Genomic DNA, 16,465 nt, shown 5'->3' with positions numbered 1-16,465 from the left:
CCCAGCCTTCGGGCGCGTCCCGCCAGCGGGGACCGGGCTCTCGCGAGCCGTCGTCTCGAACCTTTGGGCTACGGGGGGAGGTCTGAGTGCATATGGAATCGAGCAGAGCAATTGGTTACTACTAGTTTTCACTCGAAATTGCTATTTCAGCGAATGCTGAAGACGATCTTTTCAGTGAAATTGCTTGACTATTTTCACTGGTATGGCTATTTTCAGCAAATGCTGAAACTATACCCCACAGTGAAATTCGAGAAGGAAGCCGCCCACCGGCTGCAAGCCGTTTTGGCCGAAGTCCCGTTCCTCTCCGTGGTGGCCGTCAAGCAGAACGTCATTGACCTTGATCATCGCCGGGAGCTCGACCTGCTCGTTGAAGTCAAGTCGAATGGACGCCCCCAGAAGATCGTTTGCGAGTTCAAGAGCAATGGCCAGCCGCGCATCGTGCGGGCCGCGATTGACCAGCTCCGGCACTACGTAAAGAGCCTCGACAAGGGCGCGTACGGCGTCGTCATCGCGCCCTACCTGTCGCCCGCCGCGCAGGGCCTCTGCCGTGAAGAGAATATTGGCTTCCTAGACTTTGAAGGCAATTGCCGTCTGGTCTTCGGGGGCGTGTTCATCGAACGCGCGGTTCCTCTCAAGCCCGCGACCGAGCGCCGCGAAATCAAATCGATCTTTGCACCAAAGTCCGCCCAGATTCTCCGTCTGCTGCTACGCGATCCCAAACGTGCCTGGAAGGTCGCCGAGCTTGCCGAACAAGCTAATGTGAGCCTCGGCCATGTCAGCAATGTCCGCCATGCCTTGATTGACCGCGAATGGGCAAGCACCGACCGCGAAGGGCTTAGCCTTATTCGTCCCGACGCGCTGCTCGATAGCTGGCGGGCGGTCTATGAAAAGCCACCAGGCCAGCAGCTTCTCTTTTACACCACCTCACACGGCAGCGCCTTGCAACAGCGCCTGCCGAACGTCCTCGAAGAGGCCAGCCGCAAGGGTGAGGCCATGCTGGCCTCCTTCTCGGCGGCGCAGTGGCTCGCGCCATACGCCCGTATAAGTACCAACTATTTTTACGCCGATGAGAAGGGCCTCTCGGTACTCAAAGAGCGCCTTGATTTGTCCTCCCCGGCACGCGGTGAGAATGTTAGCGTCCTGCAAGTCGAGGACGAGGGACTCTTTCGGGATTCCATCGAGCCCGCGCCGTATGTCCGGTGCACGAGCCCCGTCCAGACCTACCTTGACCTCTACGTAGCCGGAGAGCGCGGAAGGGAAGCCGCCGAGCATCTCCGCGAGGAAAAGCTCCAATGGCAAAAGAAGTGAAGCCCGAGCCGCAGTCCGCTGCCGACTACGACGAGCGCACCACGGCGGCCGTGAAATCCGTGCTGGTCGAAATGGGCCAGATCCTCGGCAGCTTCAAGGGCAAGTTCGCGGTCATCGGCGGCGCTGTGCCCTGGCTCCTGCTTGAGAACGAGGACATGGCCCATGTCGGCACGCTCGATATCGACATCGCGCTCGATGCCGCAGCCCTCAAGGACGACGCCGAATACAAGGCGCTCATCGAAAACCTAATGGAGAACGGCTACGACCAGCGCACCGAGCTCAAGAAGTTTCAGCTCGTGCGACAGGTCGTCCCCAACGACGGCAGCCCGCCCATCGACGTGATCGTCGATTTCCTGATGCCGCGCCATGTCGAGCTCACCAAGAACAAGCCGGCCCTCATTGAGAATTTGGCCGTTCAGCGCGCAGACGGCGCCGATCTTGCGCTCCAGTTTTATCAGATGGTGGCGATCGACGGCTCGATGCCCTCGGGCGGCAAGAACCGCGTCGAGATCGCGATCGCCTCGATCTCGGCTCTTCTGGCCATGAAGGGCTATGCCATCCAAAACCGGCATAAGCAGAAGGACGCCTACGATATCTATTACTGCATCCGCAATTACCCCGGCGGGCTGCAGGCGCTCGCCGCGGATTGCAAGCCGCTGCTCGAGTTGGCGGAAGGCAAACAAGGCTACGCCCACATCGCCGGAAAGTTTGTCAAGGAAGATGCCTACGGCCCAACGTCGGTGCGGAAGTTCGTCGAGGAAACGAATCTCCTCGGAGACCGTCCCCCGATCAATGGCAACAGGACGCTTTCGGACAGGTGCAGGCCTGGCTGAAGGCCTTGGGGCTGGTCTAGCGGGAACAAGCCCATGGGAAAAACAAAGGGCCCTTGGCGGCCGATGGAACAGCGGCGACACGCTCGATCAGGGTGGCCAGACCCAGGTTATTCTCGTCGAAGATCTTATGGGACAATACCAAGGGCCCTGTGCCCTCAAGCGCGTGTTCAACGCCGAGCGCCATGAGCGCTTCCGCGACAAGGTCGACGCGATCAAGATACTCTCGCACCCTAACATCGTGCCGCTGCTCGATCACTCCGCGCTCGATGCCGTTCCCGGTGACGACGCGCAGCAAAACCTTGTCATGCCGCGCGCCAAGGGCGGCAAGGTTACCAAAGCCGTGGACCGCTACCGGGGCAGGCTCGACGACGTGCTGACGGTCGCCATCCAGATCGCCCGTGGCCTTCAGGCCGCTCCCGCGGCCTGCATCATCCACCGCGACGTCAGGCCGGAGAACATCCTCTTTCCAGGCGAGGGGCACGCGATTTGGGTCGCAGATTCCCTTTGCGCTGTGCAGCGTACTGAGGTCGACGCGACCAGTCCCCCTCGACAAGGCCGGCCAATGGGAAAGCGGGATGTCTAGGGCGTTAGCCGGATCAGTATAGGTCCACACTCCGTCGGAGGTCAGGTTGCCTTTTTTTGTCACAAAGGCTGCGGCGACGTTCCGCTGAGATTGGCGTATTGGCCCCGTGCCCGTCTTTGATATGAGACATTCTCTCAGGGGAGATCGCATGAAGCCCCAATGGATCGACGCCATTTACGGGATCATTCCCAGCATACGCATAGAGATTGATACGGCCCCTTCGTTCCGATCGGGTCGGTTTGCAGGAAGCACCCGTGATGCTCCAGCGGCAAGCAGTTTTGGCCTTGTCGCGCGTCGCGTCTCGTATGATTTTTGTTTGAGAATGCAGGGAAATGGCTGTTTTACGGTCAAAAAGGCGCATTCCGAATGCACCGGCGGAGCAAATGGTCAGCGGTTCAACGGCAGCACGATTTCGAACAAAGCGCGCTCGGGGTGATGCTCCGTGGGCATCACCCAATGCCGCAAATGAGATCGCGAGACTTCGATCGCGCCGGTGGGCCTCGAGCATTTGGGAGGCCAATATCCGGCGCTTCGCCGCGCCTACGGCACGGGTGAAGATGCGGAGCGCGTCGCGGAAAAGCTGATCGAGGGAGCAGAAGACTTCGAGGAAGTGTCTGGTCCGAACTACTGGCTCACCAAGCTCTATCGAGCCTTAGCTGGCAACGAAGACTTCTGTGACGGCGGCTTCGAAGCGGTTCGGGTTCAAGCAGCCGATGCGTAACGGGGAGCGATAGCCATGCTTTATGCCTGGGTCGGCGACCAGAAACGCGCACCCATCACGAAGGGAGAGCGCACGACGTGCCGCGACCGCGGCGGTCTGCTCACCGCCGTCATGCCGGTCGAGAACACCCCCACTGGCGGCACAAGGCGGGCGACTGTGACCCCTGGAGTGAGCCGGAAGGACTTTGGCATCTCGGCTGGAAAGAACTTTTCGATATATCGTGTCGCGAGATCGCTTTGCGCGATGCGATGACCGGAGAGCTTCATCGCGCCGACGTACTAGTCGGTAGCGGCACCACTATGGCCGCTATTCTGGAACTGCAGCACACCTCGATCAGCGAGGACGAACGCAACGCACGCGAGGCCTTTTATCGACGAGGGCATCGGATGTTCTGGCTGGTCTACGTCCACAACGAAAGCTCGTTCCTGGGACCTATCGGACACGCCAGCGCGCCGCCCCACTGGAGCTTCGGCCAGCTTGCAAGCCAGGTTAGCACGCCGGCCGCTTACCTGCGGCAGCTTCCTGCGCAGCACGCGCAGGCATCAACCTGCAATATGGCCTGACGACCAATCGCCGAGCAGATCAAAAACGCTCTCGAGCGCCCCGTAAGAATAAGATACTCTGAACGACAGCGCTGCCAAGTGAGCTCGTTCGATCGAAACAATACGCTTTCGAGAGGAAGTATGAAAGACGGCGGCGGCGGGGCAGTTTCTTCAGCAAACGAGCCGTAGCAGCCGCTGCATCCGGCTCAGTCTTACCCGCATGGGGTTCGACCAAATGTCAGGCCCCCGTATTCCGCGCGGGTGGACATCATGCGACAACGTTGAGAGAGCTATGGCTTGCTGAATTGCGATAGACTGCACGGACCGCTGGAATGCCCCCTGTCTGCTTCGGAAGGTGCGCATTTGGTCTCCGAAAGCGACCTTGAGCTCGCTCTTGATTTCGTCCGGGCTCGGGCCGCCGGACCGGTCGAGGGCATTTTTGGTCCAGGGTCGATGACCTGGCGGATCGACCGAGAAGCCATCACCTTTTTGGGCGCCGGTCGTGCCTTGCTGCTTCAGCTGGCGCATCCCTGGGTCGCCGCCGCCGTGGCCGAGCACTCGCGAACCTTCGCGGATCCGATCGGTCGCTTCCATCGAACCTTTGACGTAGTGTTTACGATGGTATTCGGCTCGCTCGATGCGGCCCTTACCGCAGCCCGGCACCTGCACCACCGCCATACCATGATCGTCGGCCGCCTGCCCGAAGCAATCGGTCCGTTCGAGAGCGGCTCGCCCTACCGCGCCAACGAGGCCGCAGCGTTGCGCTGGGTTCACGCGACCCTCGTCGACACCGCTCTGGCCGTCCATGACCTGATCCTGCCTCCGTTCACGGTCGAAGAGCGCGAGCGCTATTGGGCCGAGAGCCGGCTGTTTGGGGCATTGTTCGGGCTGACGTCGAGCGACTTGCCGGCGGATTGGGACGCGTTCGCCGCCTACACCGCGGCGATAATGCAATCGGATACATTGTCCGTCAGCACCGCCGCGCGCGAGGTGGCCCGACAGATCTTCGCCGGCGGGCGACCATGGTTGCGGCCGCCGCGCTGGTATCAAACCCTGAGTGCCGAGCTGCTACCGGACCGGTTGCGCACCGGCTTTGGATTTGCCTGTGACGAGCGCGACAGGAAGGCCGCAGAGCGTGCCGTTGCACGAATACGTCGCATCTATCCCAAAATACCGACCCAGCTTCGCTACGTCGGCCCCTACCAGGAAGCTCGAGCACGACTGCAGGGAACGCCGCAGCTGGGCTGGACAACCCGGTGTCTGAACAGGGCATGGATAGGACGCCCTAGGTTGGAAGAGCGCTGGAACAGGTGACGCAGTCCGGGACAACCGCGGACGTAGCGGCGATCCCTTTATACCGCGCTCGCGGTCCTGCACGACCGGACCAGGAACTCGAGTTCGGCGGAACGCGGCTGGACGGGCCGACGCTGCCCCACCTGCCTATGTTGTCACCTTCCGCAACAGAACCGGCCATGCCGGTCGACGTCGCCGTTTCAGGGTCAACTTTTACGTCGACGGGACGGAGGAACAGGCTGCATTGTTTTATGAGTTCTTGGTCGAAAGACACGTCCCTGCCGACCACTTGCTCCGGTCGATCGACAAGTTTGTGAACTCCCGCCGCCTCTTAGGCCTCCCCTACGACCGAGGAGCGTCGCTTCAAAGAATGCGTCGTTTGCACCAATGAATCGGCCTCCCGGCTGTCGCCTCGGGTCACGAGCGGCGGTAGAGGACCGCACACGGAGAAGTCCGGTCCTCTCGCGACAACCGAAACGCGAAAGACTTACGCATCAGATTCTATCTTCACCAAAACTTCCCCGGCGATGATTTCGGGGTCTCCAAGATTAAGGTCATGCAGGCTTGCTTGAACGAAATCCAGCACTTTATCGTTCGCAGCATTGGCGCTTTCGCGGTCCTCGAATATCATCACAGCGACACCGACGCCATCGCCCCCATCCAATACGTAATAAGATCTGAATCCGTGCGATTCCCTTAGGATCTGACCGATCCCGCTTTTGGCGCGGCGAGCAGCATCCGCAACCGAACGAACCTTGGTGTACGTTCGAATGAAGATGTACATCAGCCACCCATGCGTCTCAGTCCCAACCGGCGCATCAAAGCATATTGGGCCTATGCTGGGCTAGGACCTACTTCCGCGTTGGTGCGTCGATTTAGTATGCCCGCAGCCACGTCCGATCCTGCCCAAAACAGCCCCGGCAAAGTGAGGGGCACGGTTCAGACACCAAGGGCGAACAGGCGACATGGTCCAAGCTCTTGCGCCGGAGTGTCACAGACTTATGTGAGAAGCGGTGAGCACTCGCTTATTGCGACTGCCAATCCAACAATAATCACAAAAGCCAAGGAGGATCGCATGAAATTCCGTCCGCTTCACGACCGCGTCGTGGTCAAGCGTATCGACGCCGAAGAGAAGACTGCTGGCGGCATCATCATTCCGGACAGTGCCAAGGAAAAGCCCTCGCAGGGCGAAGTCATCGCCGTTGGCCCGGGCGGCCGCGATGAAGCCGGCAAGCTGATCCCCATCGACGTCAAGGTCGGCGAGCGGGTCCTGTTCGGCAAGTGGTCGGGCACCGAGGTCAAGATCGACGGCCAGGAGCTTCTGATCATGAAGGAGAGCGACATCATGGGCGTTCTCACCGGCGTCGCCGGCTCCAAGAAGGCGGCCTAACGCTGACCGCCGCAAACGCTCATCCCTGCCTCGCAGGTGAGAGACGAATCTCAATTCAAGGAGGAAAATATGTCAGCTAAAGAGGTCAAACTGGGCGTCGATGCCCGCGATCGCATGCTGCGTGGCGTGGACATCCTTGCCAATGCGGTGAAGGTCACCCTCGGTCCGAAGGGCCGCAACGTGGTGCTCGAGAAGTCGTTCGGCGCGCCCCGCATCACCAAGGACGGCGTTGCGGTCGCCAAGGAGATCGAGCTCGAGGACAAGTTCGAGAACATGGGCGCCCAGATGGTGCGGGAGGTGGCGTCGAAGGCGGCGGATGCTGCCGGCGACGGCACCACCACGGCGACCGTGCTGGCTGCGGCGATCGTCCGTGAAGGCGCTAAATCGGTTGCCGCCGGCATGAACCCGATGGACCTGAAGCGCGGTATCGATCTCGCAGTCGAGGCCGTCGTCTCGGATCTAGAAAAAAACTCCAAGAAGGTGACCTCGAACGAGGAAATCGCCCAGGTCGGGACCATTTCCGCCAACGGCGATGCCGAGATCGGCAAGTTCCTCGCTGACGCCATGAAGAAGGTCGGCAACGAGGGGGTGATCACGGTCGAGGAAGCCAAGTCGCTCGAGACCGAGCTCGACGTCGTCGAGGGCATGCAGTTCGACCGCGGCTACATCTCGCCCTACTTCGTCACCAACGCCGACAAGATGCGCGCTGAGATGGACGACGCCTACATCTTGGTATACGAGAAGAAGCTCTCCTCGCTGAACGAGCTGCTGCCGCTGCTCGAGGCCGTGGTGCAGACTGGCAAGCCTCTCGTCATCGTCGCTGAAGACGTCGAAGGCGAGGCTTTGGCCACGCTGGTCGTGAACCGTCTCCGCGGTGGTCTGAAGGTCGCAGCCGTCAAGGCTCCGGGCTTCGGCGATCGCCGCAAGGCCATGCTGCAGGACATCGCGATCCTGACCGGCGGCCAGGCGATCTCGGAAGACCTCGGCATCAAGCTCGAGAACGTCACGCTGCAGATGCTCGGTCGCGCCAAGAAGGTGATGATCGACAAGGAGAACACCACGATCGTCAACGGAAGTGGCAAGAAGGCCGACATCGACGCCCGCATTGCCCAGATCAAGGCGCAGATCGAGGAGACCACCTCGGACTATGACCGTGAGAAGCTGCAGGAGCGTCTCGCCAAGCTCGCAGGCGGTGTCGCGGTGATCCGCGTCGGCGGCGCGACCGAGGTCGAGGTGAAGGAGCGCAAGGATCGCGTTGATGACGCGATGCACGCGACCCGCGCGGCCGTCGAGGAAGGCATCCTGCCGGGCGGTGGGGTCGCCCTGCTCCGGGCCTCCGAGCACCTCAAGGGCATCCGCACCAAGAACGACGACCAGAAGACCGGCGTCGAGATCGTGCGCAAGGCGCTGTCGGCTCCGGCCCGCCAAATCGCGATCAACGCGGGCGAGGATGGTTCCGTCATCGTCGGCAAGATCTTGGAGAAGGATCAGTACGCGTTCGGCTTCGACAGTCAGACCGGCGAGTACGTCAATCTCGTCAGCAAGGGCATCATCGATCCGACCAAGGTCGTACGCACCGCGATCCAGAACGCCGCCTCGGTTGCCGCGCTCCTGATCACCACGGAAGCGATGGTTGCCGAACTGCCGAAGAAGAACGCCGGCGGCCCCGCGATGCCTCCGGGCGGCGGTATGGGCGGCATGGACTTCTAAAGTCCGCGCTCAAGCGATCCAAGAAATGCAAAACCCCGGCAGCGATGCCAGGGTTTTTGTTTGCGCGCAAACTGCCTGGTAGCGCAGCCAATGCCGATGATACTTCGCACAACCTCACGCCGATACAGGAGCCTTCCGCTGCTCACAGCACGCACGTTATGCACAACACTCTCCATAAATATACGTTGGCTTGATTTGACAATTTCAAGAAATTCTCCGCGAGAGTCGCAAACCGAACCGACAGTGGCGCCTTCGTCCCGCAGAATAGTGTCGGGGCGGGATCGAAGCTCACCCAAAACTCAGAATCTAACACGGAGCGTCAGCGCTGTCGTGACGCATGCAAGCGTTGCGAGCGATGCTTTCGCGCGAGAAGGGGACTGCGCCTTGAGTGAAAGTGAAATGAAAGTCACGGTGAACGGCACGAACATCTTCGGAATGCCGTTGTTGGGTTTCTCGAAGATCGCATTGCCCGGAGTGGTCGGCGATCTAGCTGTGGAGAGCTTTGCTCGAGCGCGCACAGCCTCTGAACAGATGACCGAGGCGTTGAGCGAAACGTACTCGCGCAACGCGGGCGTCGCGACCGATTACGGGCTCAAGGTGCTCGAAATCTCTCACGCCAATACCGCCTTCGCGTTCGATTTGTTCGCCCATCTGCTTGGCAGCGGATCGGCGTCCGAGGTCTTGACCTTGTCCACCGAGCGAGCCCGCAAGGCCTTCGACCAGAACAAGGAATTGTGGGAGCTCGGCCAGAGGGTTACGACAGACATGCGCGGGCAAGTCAAGAAGCACGTCGACAGGGCTCTCCATCACGCCGCCTGAGGAAGGACGGCAGGCCGGCCGGCACAGGAGGCTTACGGCTCTACACCAGCTCTAAACCTTGATATAGTTGAACATGAGGTCGGTTGATCGCTACAACTGTTTTCGCGTCTTCCTTGACCCCACTTGGCTGACGCACCTTCCAAGTTGACGGCCCTGGCCCGCCCCGCCGGGGCCGTTTTCTTTGAGTCCGTCCAGGCGCGACAGCGGCAAAAAAGCCGTGCGACGCGCCCGCGATGTTCAGCTCCATTCCGCGTATCGCCAGCGCGACATCGAATTGGGTGGCGTGGTGATCGCGAAGAATTTCGCCAGCGCGAACCGGACGACGTGGCCGAAGTGGTGCGTGGCGACGGTCCTGCGGGCGCTGCGCACCGCTGTGAGGCTCGCGGCGAACAACGCGCGCAACTTCCCGCCAATCTGCCCCTTCAGCATCGGCGTCGAGTAGGCGAGCGGCCTGCTGTGTAGAGAGCACGACAGGGCCGCCGCCAAGGCAGCAGCGCCGAGGGCAATGGCACTGCGAAGTCCACTTAGCCTGCAAGAAATAAATATACGCGGAATCGACAGCTCAAAGGTCGATCTTGATAGCGCAGGCGTATCGTTGGAGCTTCTCAGAGAAGACTCGGTCCCGTTGAGCCAGATGGATCTACGTACGATCTGTACCGCATTTGCTTGAGATGATACTGCAGGATCTGATAGCCATCATACAAGTCGTGTTCGCGCGAGGTATTTCGTGCATATCTAGCATCTTCCGACGTCTCGCGGCCGATCTTTTCAAGCGGATGATGCGAAGATGAAAGAAGTACCCGCACCTCACATTCAGTATGACGAGCAAGCCACCGGGCAAGAAGAGCAATTCGAGAAGGCCTTTGATATTCTATTTGTAAGAGGTCTTGAAGAGGCGACGTCATCCAACATCAACCGATTCGACTCCCATAGGGAGCATTGGTCCACCCGCGGCTCGATGAGGCACTCAAACGTCGGCTGCGGGAAATTTACCGCACGCCTGATCCGGTGGCATTGCTGGCACAGACGCGGGATGCTCAAAATGAGCTGCGCAAGCGCGTTGATCAACGGGCTGGAAAGCTAACGATGGCTGTCGCGCCGGTGCAAAGCGACTTGGCGGGCTTTGCCCGCGAGCTCGGCGATGTTGGAAACAGGGTGAGCAGCGGGGTATTCATCGGCGCCGCTACGTGCGGCGCAAACCTGTGCCACGTCGGCCATCGATGCTCGACCCCTACATTCCCATCCCCGCGGGTCACTTCAAATTCCTCCGGGTGAGGTCAGTCAAATTCCTCCACCCGCGAGGCAGGACATGGTGATTGTTAGTTTGACATTGTCTCCCGGGCAAGGGCTTCAGCGGCCTCTTTGAGCCGATAGCTGCGTCCGTCGAACTCAAGCAGATGGCAATGATGCATCAGGCGATCGAGGATCGTCGTGCTCATGGTGTTGTCCCCCAGGTATGTCCCCCAGTCTTGCACGACGCGATTGGAGGTGACGATGACGCTGCGGCGCAGTTTGTAGCGCTGATGGATCAGGGTCTGCAGCAATGCGCCGGCGTCGTCAGGGATGGCGCGTGCGAGGAACAGATCGTCCAGCACGAGGAGATCGCAGTCGATGATGGTTCGCAGCCGGACCTCGCGTTGTGCCGGGGAGTTCATGGCGTAGCGGTGGAAGAAGTCGTCGGTCTCAAGATACTGGATCTTGTGGCTTTGCAGGATTGCCTGATAGGCAATCGCCTTGGCGATGTAGGACTTCCCGGTGCCAGGTTTGCCGACAAGCAGCGCGTTCTCGCCAGCGGCAATGAACGCCAGGGTGTGGAGCTGGAAGCAGGTTTGGCGCGGCAATTTGGGATTGAAGGACCAGTCGAACTCGGCGAGCGTCAGCTTTTCGTCGAGCCCGGATTGCTGGTAGCGGCGCTCGATGAGGCGGGACTGACGACGGTCGAGTTCGTCCTGCAGGATCAGGGAGAAGGTCTCGAGGAATGGCTGGTTGGCGCCCTGCGCCTGCAGCACGCGCGTCTGCAGCGTGTCGCGGACGCCCGACAGGCGCAGCTGTCGCAGGCAACGCTCAATTTCCGGCATGGTCATCATGTGGCTGGGTCTCCAGTTTGAGGTGAGAAGATGCAGCGGGAGCGCTCGTGGCGCCGGAGCTGGCCGGGGTTGCGCAGGCGACACGAGCGTGGCTGTCGTGAGCCTCGGCCTGCCGGCCATTGTCGCCGGCATCGTGCCGCACGGCACGGCTGAAGAGATCGCCGTATTCGGCCGGGGCACGGATCAGCGGATGATCCTGGGTGAGCGGCGATGCCGGTTGTGGCGTCGCTCCAACCTGCTCGATCGCCTGTTCGAACAACCGCTCGACGGTCGCACGCACGTGCTTGTAGCGGTAGATGCGGTTGTCGATGGCGTGCGCGCAGGCTTGCTCGACCAGCCGCGCCGGATACTTCCGGCTCAGCCCGACAATGCCCCACATCGCGCGCTGTCCGGGACGTCCCTCGGTGTCGAACACCTGCTGGCACAACGCCTTGGTCTGCGGCCCGATGCGCTCGGCGCTCGCCAGCAACACGGCGGTTTGCCGCGACGGATTGAACGGCCGTTCGTTGGTTGGCAGGACGACAGAACCGGGGTGCGTCATCCTGGAATGAACACGCAGCAGCGCACGGGTGTGGCGATCACGGATCTCGATCATGGAGGCGTAGATCCGCACAACGACCTGGCTGCCGATGGGCGCGGGTCGCGCGGCGTAATAGCTGTTGTCGACGCGTACGGTGGTGTCGTCGCAGACGGTCCGAACGACCTCGGTGAAGATGCGGAGGGGCGCGACAGGCAGCGGCCGCAGGTGCGGCTTCTCCTCCTGGAACATGGCCTCGACCTGACGGCGCGTGCTGCCGTGGATGCGCCTGGAAGCCCAGTTCTCCTCCCAATGCCGCAAGAACTCGTTCTGCGCTTCCAGTGTCTCGAAGCGCCGTCCAGCCAGCGCGGTGCCCTGGGTATGTTGAATCGCATTCTCGACGCATCCTTTCCGATTGGGGTCGGCCACCCGCGCGGGATCGGCGACCACGGCGTAATGAGCCAGCATCGCGCTGTAAATCGGGTTGAGCTCGGGCTCGTACAGATCGGGCTTGAGGACACCTTCCTTCAGATTGTCGAGCACGACATATCTGACAACGCCGCCAAAATACCGGAACGCTTCTTCGTGAAGCTGCGCCCAGACTTGCTGGCTGGATTGCCAGACCACTCGCCGGAAGCTGCGCCGCGAGTAGCGCAGCGTCATCACGAACAGGCGGGGGCGGCGGTACCGGCCGCTCCTGGGATCGATCGTCAGAGCGCCCTCGCCATAGTCGACTTGAGCCTCCTCGCCGGGGAGGAACTCAAGTCGATCAAACTGCTCGGGATCGCTGTGGCGCAACGTGCGGACAAACCGCTTGACGCTCTGGTAGCTGGACGGAAAGCCAAATTGATCGACCAGGTCCTGGTAAATCGCCTGCGCATTCCGCTTCAGGCGGACCTGTCCTTCGATCCACGTCCGATGCGGTTCGCAGGCCGAGCGGGCCAGGCTGCTGCTGACCGTCGCTTCCGATGCCCCAAAAGCCGGTGGTCGGGGTGGAGGAATTTGGCCGTCCTCGCTCACCGGGCCGGTGGTCACTTCCCCGGGGGAATTTGCCTCCGCACCAGCCCGCAGCGCCCGGTAACGCCGGATCGTCTTGCGATCGACCCCCGTCAACCTGTGGATCTCGCGCTGGCTGGCGTTGCGATCGAGTAGCGTAAATACCGTGCTTTGCAGGTGTGGCTTCAAGACGTTCAACTCCCCGGTCCCTTGCTGGCTAGACTAAAGGGACCGAAAATAAACGTCCTGCCTGACCGCTACCGCTGTTCAGCGGCGCTGACGGCGATCATCAGGTGGGGGAGTTTCAAGTGACCATACCCGGGGGATTTTGACCGACCCACGGGGCCATCATTGAGGAATGGCTCACCGCGGCTCCGCACTTGTCCGCGGTCGATCTTCTCACCCGCCTGCAAGCGCATGCGCCCGGTCGGTTCGGCCGCCATCAGCGGCGTACGGTGCAGCGATTGGTGAAGAACTGGCGATCAAATTCCGCTCGACAGCTCATCAGCAGCACAGAGATCAAACTATCGGTCCAAGCTTCGTCTCTTACTATCTAATGCCGACAGGTTCTTTCGCCGAATCACCGCAAGCCGCTCGCTCCGGGCGATCTGGAGGGCGCGCTTCGCGAGCGGCTTGCTCCGACTCGCGTCACGCGATCCAGAAGACACCAGGGTGCGCTTCGGTAACATTCTCATCTAAGGCAATATGAGGGAGCAGTTTCGGATGGCGTTTGACACTCCGGCTTTGCTTTTGGAAGGCACTCTGGGCTACGCAAGATCGGTGATTACGAGGAGGCGCAACCTCCGCGAAATGAAATCTAAAACGCGAACGGCACCTCTTCTAGGATGCCGAGGCTAGTTACGCGGCGATCAGGGATTGAAGTGTGCAACAAATCGATTCTTACAATCGATCGAGTGCAACATACTGATATCGGCGCCGTGCATGCCAGTGGCGGAAGGCTACGCCTCCCTTGTGGGGAGCTGCAGGCGCTTGCAGTGCTGTGACCCAACTGTCGAAGAGCGTCGGTACGGTAAATCCATACGCCACGTTCTGGAAACCGGGGGCGGGACGACCGCCTCCGGTGACCCGGTGCCGGTGGCAAGAGTTCCCCGGCCTACTCACCGTGGCACTGCGCAGTTTACGACGAAAATCAGTCTTGTCCTATCGGCCTAAATCCATCTGCCCGTCAGCTTCTGGAAAGCTGAGCGCCACACCATGAAAGCGCGGATGCCTAGACGGCGATGCCGTCCAGTGAACGCAGTGGACGTGCACCTTTCGGGGTACTCGATGCTCGACCGGAAGCGTGCTTGGCACCATTTGGCCGTAACTCGGAGGCCGGCGCTCAACGCGAGCCTTTGAAATAGTTTTCCGCAGGTCGCAACGCGAACGACCTTCGTCGAACGAGGGCTCGCGCGGCTCAGTCATTTGAGAGGATAGACAGCATGGATTTCAACCCAACAGACCCAGCGAACACGAGCCCACGGCCCGACGCACCACGGTCCTCCGATTCAGCGGGCTTTGAGCATGAGCCGAGCGCATTGCAGGCGCTGGCCGAAGCCCCCGATTACGACCAGGATCGGATTTGGCAGGAGATCGCACCCGCGCCATCGCGGGCAGAGCCATCCCGAGCTGCGGAAGCTTCCGATTTCGGCAGCGATTCGATTTGGCAACACCTTGAACCCGAACTGATGCGTGGTGGGCCATCGCGACCCAGCCCGTCGCAAGCCGGGACCGTTGTCGTGCGCGGGCGCTGGGCGGCCAGAACTCGAAAACTTCGTCCTGCAAAACGGACGTCGCGCCAAGGAGTACGCGCGACTATGACGCGTGACTTTGCGCCGCGACTCTCTGACTTCTGAACGCAGCCAACCATCCGGTCAAATGCGGCCGGTTTCCGCTCGATCAAGAAAGCCGACAATGTTTGAAACATTAAGCCGTAAACCCAACGATCCCCTGCTTGCGCTGATTGGGCTCTTTGACGCAGATCCCCGACCAGACAAGATCGACCTTGGGGTCGGCGTCTATCGCGACGAGGCCGGTCATTCGCCGATCTTTCGTGCCGTAAAGGCTGCGGAGCACCTGATTTGCGAGACCCAGAACACTAAGGCGTACGTGGCGCCGGAGGGTGATCAAACATTCCTTGATTTGCTGTGGTCGTTGGTTGGCGGGCATACGGCAACCATCCACGCCTCTGGTGTGCAGACACCCGGTGGCTCGGGTGCTTTGCGGCTCGCTGCCGATCTGATTCGCGGGACCGGACAGGGTAAGATCTGGCTAGGTCAACCGAGTTGGCCAAATCATGCAGGAATTTTCTCGGGTGCCGGTCTCTCGGTCGAGACTTATCCATTCTTTGATGTTGCCTCGCAGACCATTCTAGTTGACAGCATGATGAATGCACTACACCAGGCCGAGCCCGGCGACGCAGTTTTGCTCCATGCTTGTTGTCACAACCCGAGCGGCGCTGTGCTGACGGCGGACGACTGGCGTCGGATCACCGCGATGATCGCTGCGCGCGGACTTACGCCGTTGATTGATCTTGCCTATCAGGGTTTCGGTGCCGGGCTCGACGGAGACGTCGCCGCGCTTCGTTCGACAATTTCTGCCGTTCCAGAGGCGCTTGTCGCGGTGTCCTGCTCGAAATCATTTGGACTATATCGCGAGCGTACGGGTGCGGTGTTTGCGGTCGCGTCTTTGCAATCAGCTTCAGAGACTGCTCGGTCCAATCTTGTTGCTATCGCCCGCGCCAGCTACTCAATGCCGCCCGATCACGGCGCCGCAATCGTGAAGACCATCCTCAGCTCCCCCGAACTATGCCGGGACTGGCGTGAAGAGTTGGAATCGATGCGTCATCGCCTCCTCGCGTTGCGAAAATCTTTCGTCGACGCATTGGGAGGAAGATGGTCGAATGCCGTCGCCATCGGCTCGCAAGAGGGCATGTTTTCCATTCTGCCCCTCTCACAGACCGAGGTGCTGAAACTAAGGGAAAAGCACGGCATCTACATGCCGACATCTGGCCGCATCAACGTCGCCGGCTTGAAGCGCACCGATGTGGCGCGTGTCGCAAGCGCGATCAAGGCGGCTGTGAGTTCCGCACGGGGAGATGGACCTTGATAGAGGCCTCAGACCGCCGTCAAAGGTTCGATTCCCTACTGGCCCGCCTGCCAGATCATCCCTCCAGGCATATCCACGAACTCCTGCCTTGGAACTGGCGCCCTCCGCGCATCGCTCACGCCGCCTAATCGCAATCGGCGATCCGCCCAAAGCGACCTGACCAGGGCCGTCGCCGGATGCGTACGTCTGACTTCAATCCGATCGAGAATGCCTTCGCCAAGCTCAAAGCGCTCTTGCGTCAGGGCGCAAAACGAACCGTCGAAGGCCTCTGGACCGCGAAGGTGGCATCATTGATCGCTTCACAGCAACCGAATGCCGCAACTACTTCATCGCCGCAGGATACGCTGCAACATGATCGGCGAATGCTCTAGCTTGCGCCGCGGTCTCCTCCACCTTGGCGAGCTTTAGCTCGAGCTGCTCCAGCAATGCGCGTCGCTCGGAGGACTGTCCGAACTGCTCGTGGCGGAGCTTCTTGATCGTGAGTTTGAGCTTCTCGATCAGCAAGGCCCCCTGGGCTTCGGCTTCCGCGGCCAAACAGGCGGCTCGCTTGGGCGAGCC

16 protein-coding genes and 2 pseudogenes are annotated in these 16,465 nt (G+C 60.7%); 14 read left to right on the top strand and 4 right to left on the bottom strand.

The window, feature by feature from the left end:
* Positions 1-153: 153 nt before the first annotated feature.
* The 7 genes and pseudogenes from ACVWYP_RS14060 (at position 154) to ACVWYP_RS14030 (ending at position 5,301) form a co-directional block, all read left to right on the top strand.
* Complete coding sequence (locus ACVWYP_RS14060; protein ID WP_245164070.1) at positions 154-1,308, top strand: type IV toxin-antitoxin system AbiEi family antitoxin; 1,155 nt, start codon at positions 154-156, stop codon at positions 1,306-1,308.
* A 71-nt stretch (positions 1,309-1,379) separates the two neighbouring features.
* Positions 1,380-2,141, top strand: a complete 762-nt coding sequence (locus ACVWYP_RS14055) for a hypothetical protein (RefSeq protein ID WP_245164071.1) — start codon at positions 1,380-1,382, stop codon at positions 2,139-2,141.
* Positions 2,101-2,724 carry a protein kinase domain-containing protein gene (locus tag ACVWYP_RS14050; protein ID WP_080586168.1) on the top strand — a complete coding sequence of 208 codons (624 nt, stop codon included), beginning with the start codon at positions 2,101-2,103 and terminating at the stop codon, positions 2,722-2,724. The genes ACVWYP_RS14055 and ACVWYP_RS14050 overlap by 41 nt, the downstream gene beginning before the upstream one ends.
* Positions 2,725-2,872: 148 nt before the next feature.
* Positions 2,873-3,160 carry a hypothetical protein gene (locus ACVWYP_RS14045; protein ID WP_141382003.1) on the top strand — a complete coding sequence of 96 codons (288 nt, stop codon included), beginning with the start codon at positions 2,873-2,875 and terminating at the stop codon, positions 3,158-3,160.
* Between the two features lie 57 nt (positions 3,161-3,217).
* On the top strand, positions 3,218-3,445 hold the full coding sequence (locus tag ACVWYP_RS14040) for a hypothetical protein (RefSeq protein ID WP_018270024.1): 228 nt from the start codon (positions 3,218-3,220) through the stop codon (positions 3,443-3,445).
* Positions 3,446-3,894: 449 nt separating this feature from the next.
* Positions 3,895-4,019, top strand: a pseudogene (locus ACVWYP_RS14035) (DUF932 domain-containing protein); the annotation flags it as partial.
* Between the two features lie 331 nt (positions 4,020-4,350).
* On the top strand, positions 4,351-5,301 hold the full coding sequence (locus ACVWYP_RS14030; RefSeq protein ID WP_018270023.1) for an oxygenase MpaB family protein: 951 nt from the start codon (positions 4,351-4,353) through the stop codon (positions 5,299-5,301).
* Between the two features lie 466 nt (positions 5,302-5,767).
* Here ACVWYP_RS14030 and ACVWYP_RS14025 read toward each other — a convergent pair whose 3' ends face one another.
* Positions 5,768-6,064, bottom strand: coding sequence for a hypothetical protein (locus tag ACVWYP_RS14025; RefSeq protein ID WP_018270022.1), 297 nt, complete (start codon positions 6,062-6,064; stop codon positions 5,768-5,770).
* A gap of 291 nt (positions 6,065-6,355) precedes the next feature.
* Between ACVWYP_RS14025 and ACVWYP_RS14020 the strand changes: the two genes are divergently transcribed.
* The 5 genes from ACVWYP_RS14020 to ACVWYP_RS14000 all read left to right on the top strand — a co-directional run bounded on the left by ACVWYP_RS14020 (position 6,356) and on the right by ACVWYP_RS14000 (position 10,283).
* On the top strand, positions 6,356-6,670 hold the full coding sequence (locus tag ACVWYP_RS14020; protein ID WP_209946066.1) for a co-chaperone GroES: 315 nt from the start codon (positions 6,356-6,358) through the stop codon (positions 6,668-6,670).
* Between the two features lie 69 nt (positions 6,671-6,739).
* On the top strand, positions 6,740-8,380 hold the full coding sequence (gene groL, locus ACVWYP_RS14015; RefSeq protein WP_209946068.1) for a chaperonin GroEL: 1,641 nt from the start codon (positions 6,740-6,742) through the stop codon (positions 8,378-8,380).
* Between the two features lie 399 nt (positions 8,381-8,779).
* Positions 8,780-9,199, top strand: coding sequence for a phasin family protein (locus ACVWYP_RS14010; protein WP_240536945.1), 420 nt, complete (start codon positions 8,780-8,782; stop codon positions 9,197-9,199).
* Between the two features lie 217 nt (positions 9,200-9,416).
* Entirely contained in the window at positions 9,417-9,641 is a 225-nt protein-coding gene (locus tag ACVWYP_RS14005) for a hypothetical protein (RefSeq protein WP_026192343.1), read from the top strand.
* Positions 9,642-9,986: 345 nt separating this feature from the next.
* Complete coding sequence (locus tag ACVWYP_RS14000) at positions 9,987-10,283, top strand: hypothetical protein (protein ID WP_209946070.1); 297 nt, start codon at positions 9,987-9,989, stop codon at positions 10,281-10,283.
* Positions 10,284-10,518: 235 nt separating this feature from the next.
* Here ACVWYP_RS14000 and istB read toward each other — a convergent pair whose 3' ends face one another.
* Together istB and istA are read right to left on the bottom strand one after the other, a co-directional pair.
* Complete coding sequence (gene istB / locus ACVWYP_RS13995; protein ID WP_209946072.1) at positions 10,519-11,286, bottom strand: IS21-like element IS1631 family helper ATPase IstB; 768 nt, start codon at positions 11,284-11,286, stop codon at positions 10,519-10,521.
* A complete protein-coding gene (gene istA, locus ACVWYP_RS13990) occupies positions 11,264-12,997 on the bottom strand; it encodes an IS21 family transposase (RefSeq protein ID WP_209946074.1) in 1,734 nt (577 codons plus the stop codon). Before istA ends, istB begins: the two co-directional genes overlap by 23 nt.
* A 1,716-nt stretch (positions 12,998-14,713) precedes the next feature.
* On the opposite strand from istA, the gene ACVWYP_RS13985 reads away from it, so the two are divergent.
* On the top strand, positions 14,714-15,907 hold the full coding sequence (locus tag ACVWYP_RS13985) for an amino acid aminotransferase (RefSeq protein ID WP_028344434.1): 1,194 nt from the start codon (positions 14,714-14,716) through the stop codon (positions 15,905-15,907).
* Positions 15,908-16,095: 188 nt separating this feature from the next.
* Positions 16,096-16,262, top strand: a pseudogene (locus tag ACVWYP_RS13980) (IS630 family transposase); the annotation flags it as partial.
* Here the strand turns inward: ACVWYP_RS13980 and ACVWYP_RS13975 are convergent.
* Positions 16,229-16,411 (bottom strand): IS66 family transposase, encoded by a 183-nt coding sequence (locus ACVWYP_RS13975; RefSeq protein WP_170198530.1) that lies wholly within the window; start codon positions 16,409-16,411, stop codon positions 16,229-16,231. The pseudogene ACVWYP_RS13980 and the gene ACVWYP_RS13975 overlap by 34 nt on opposite strands.
* Positions 16,412-16,465 lie beyond the last annotated feature (54 nt).

The organism is Bradyrhizobium sp. USDA 3262, assembly GCF_054060035.1.
Note: the sequence above shows the minus strand (reverse complement) of the source record. Positions and strands in the feature narration are given on the sequence as shown.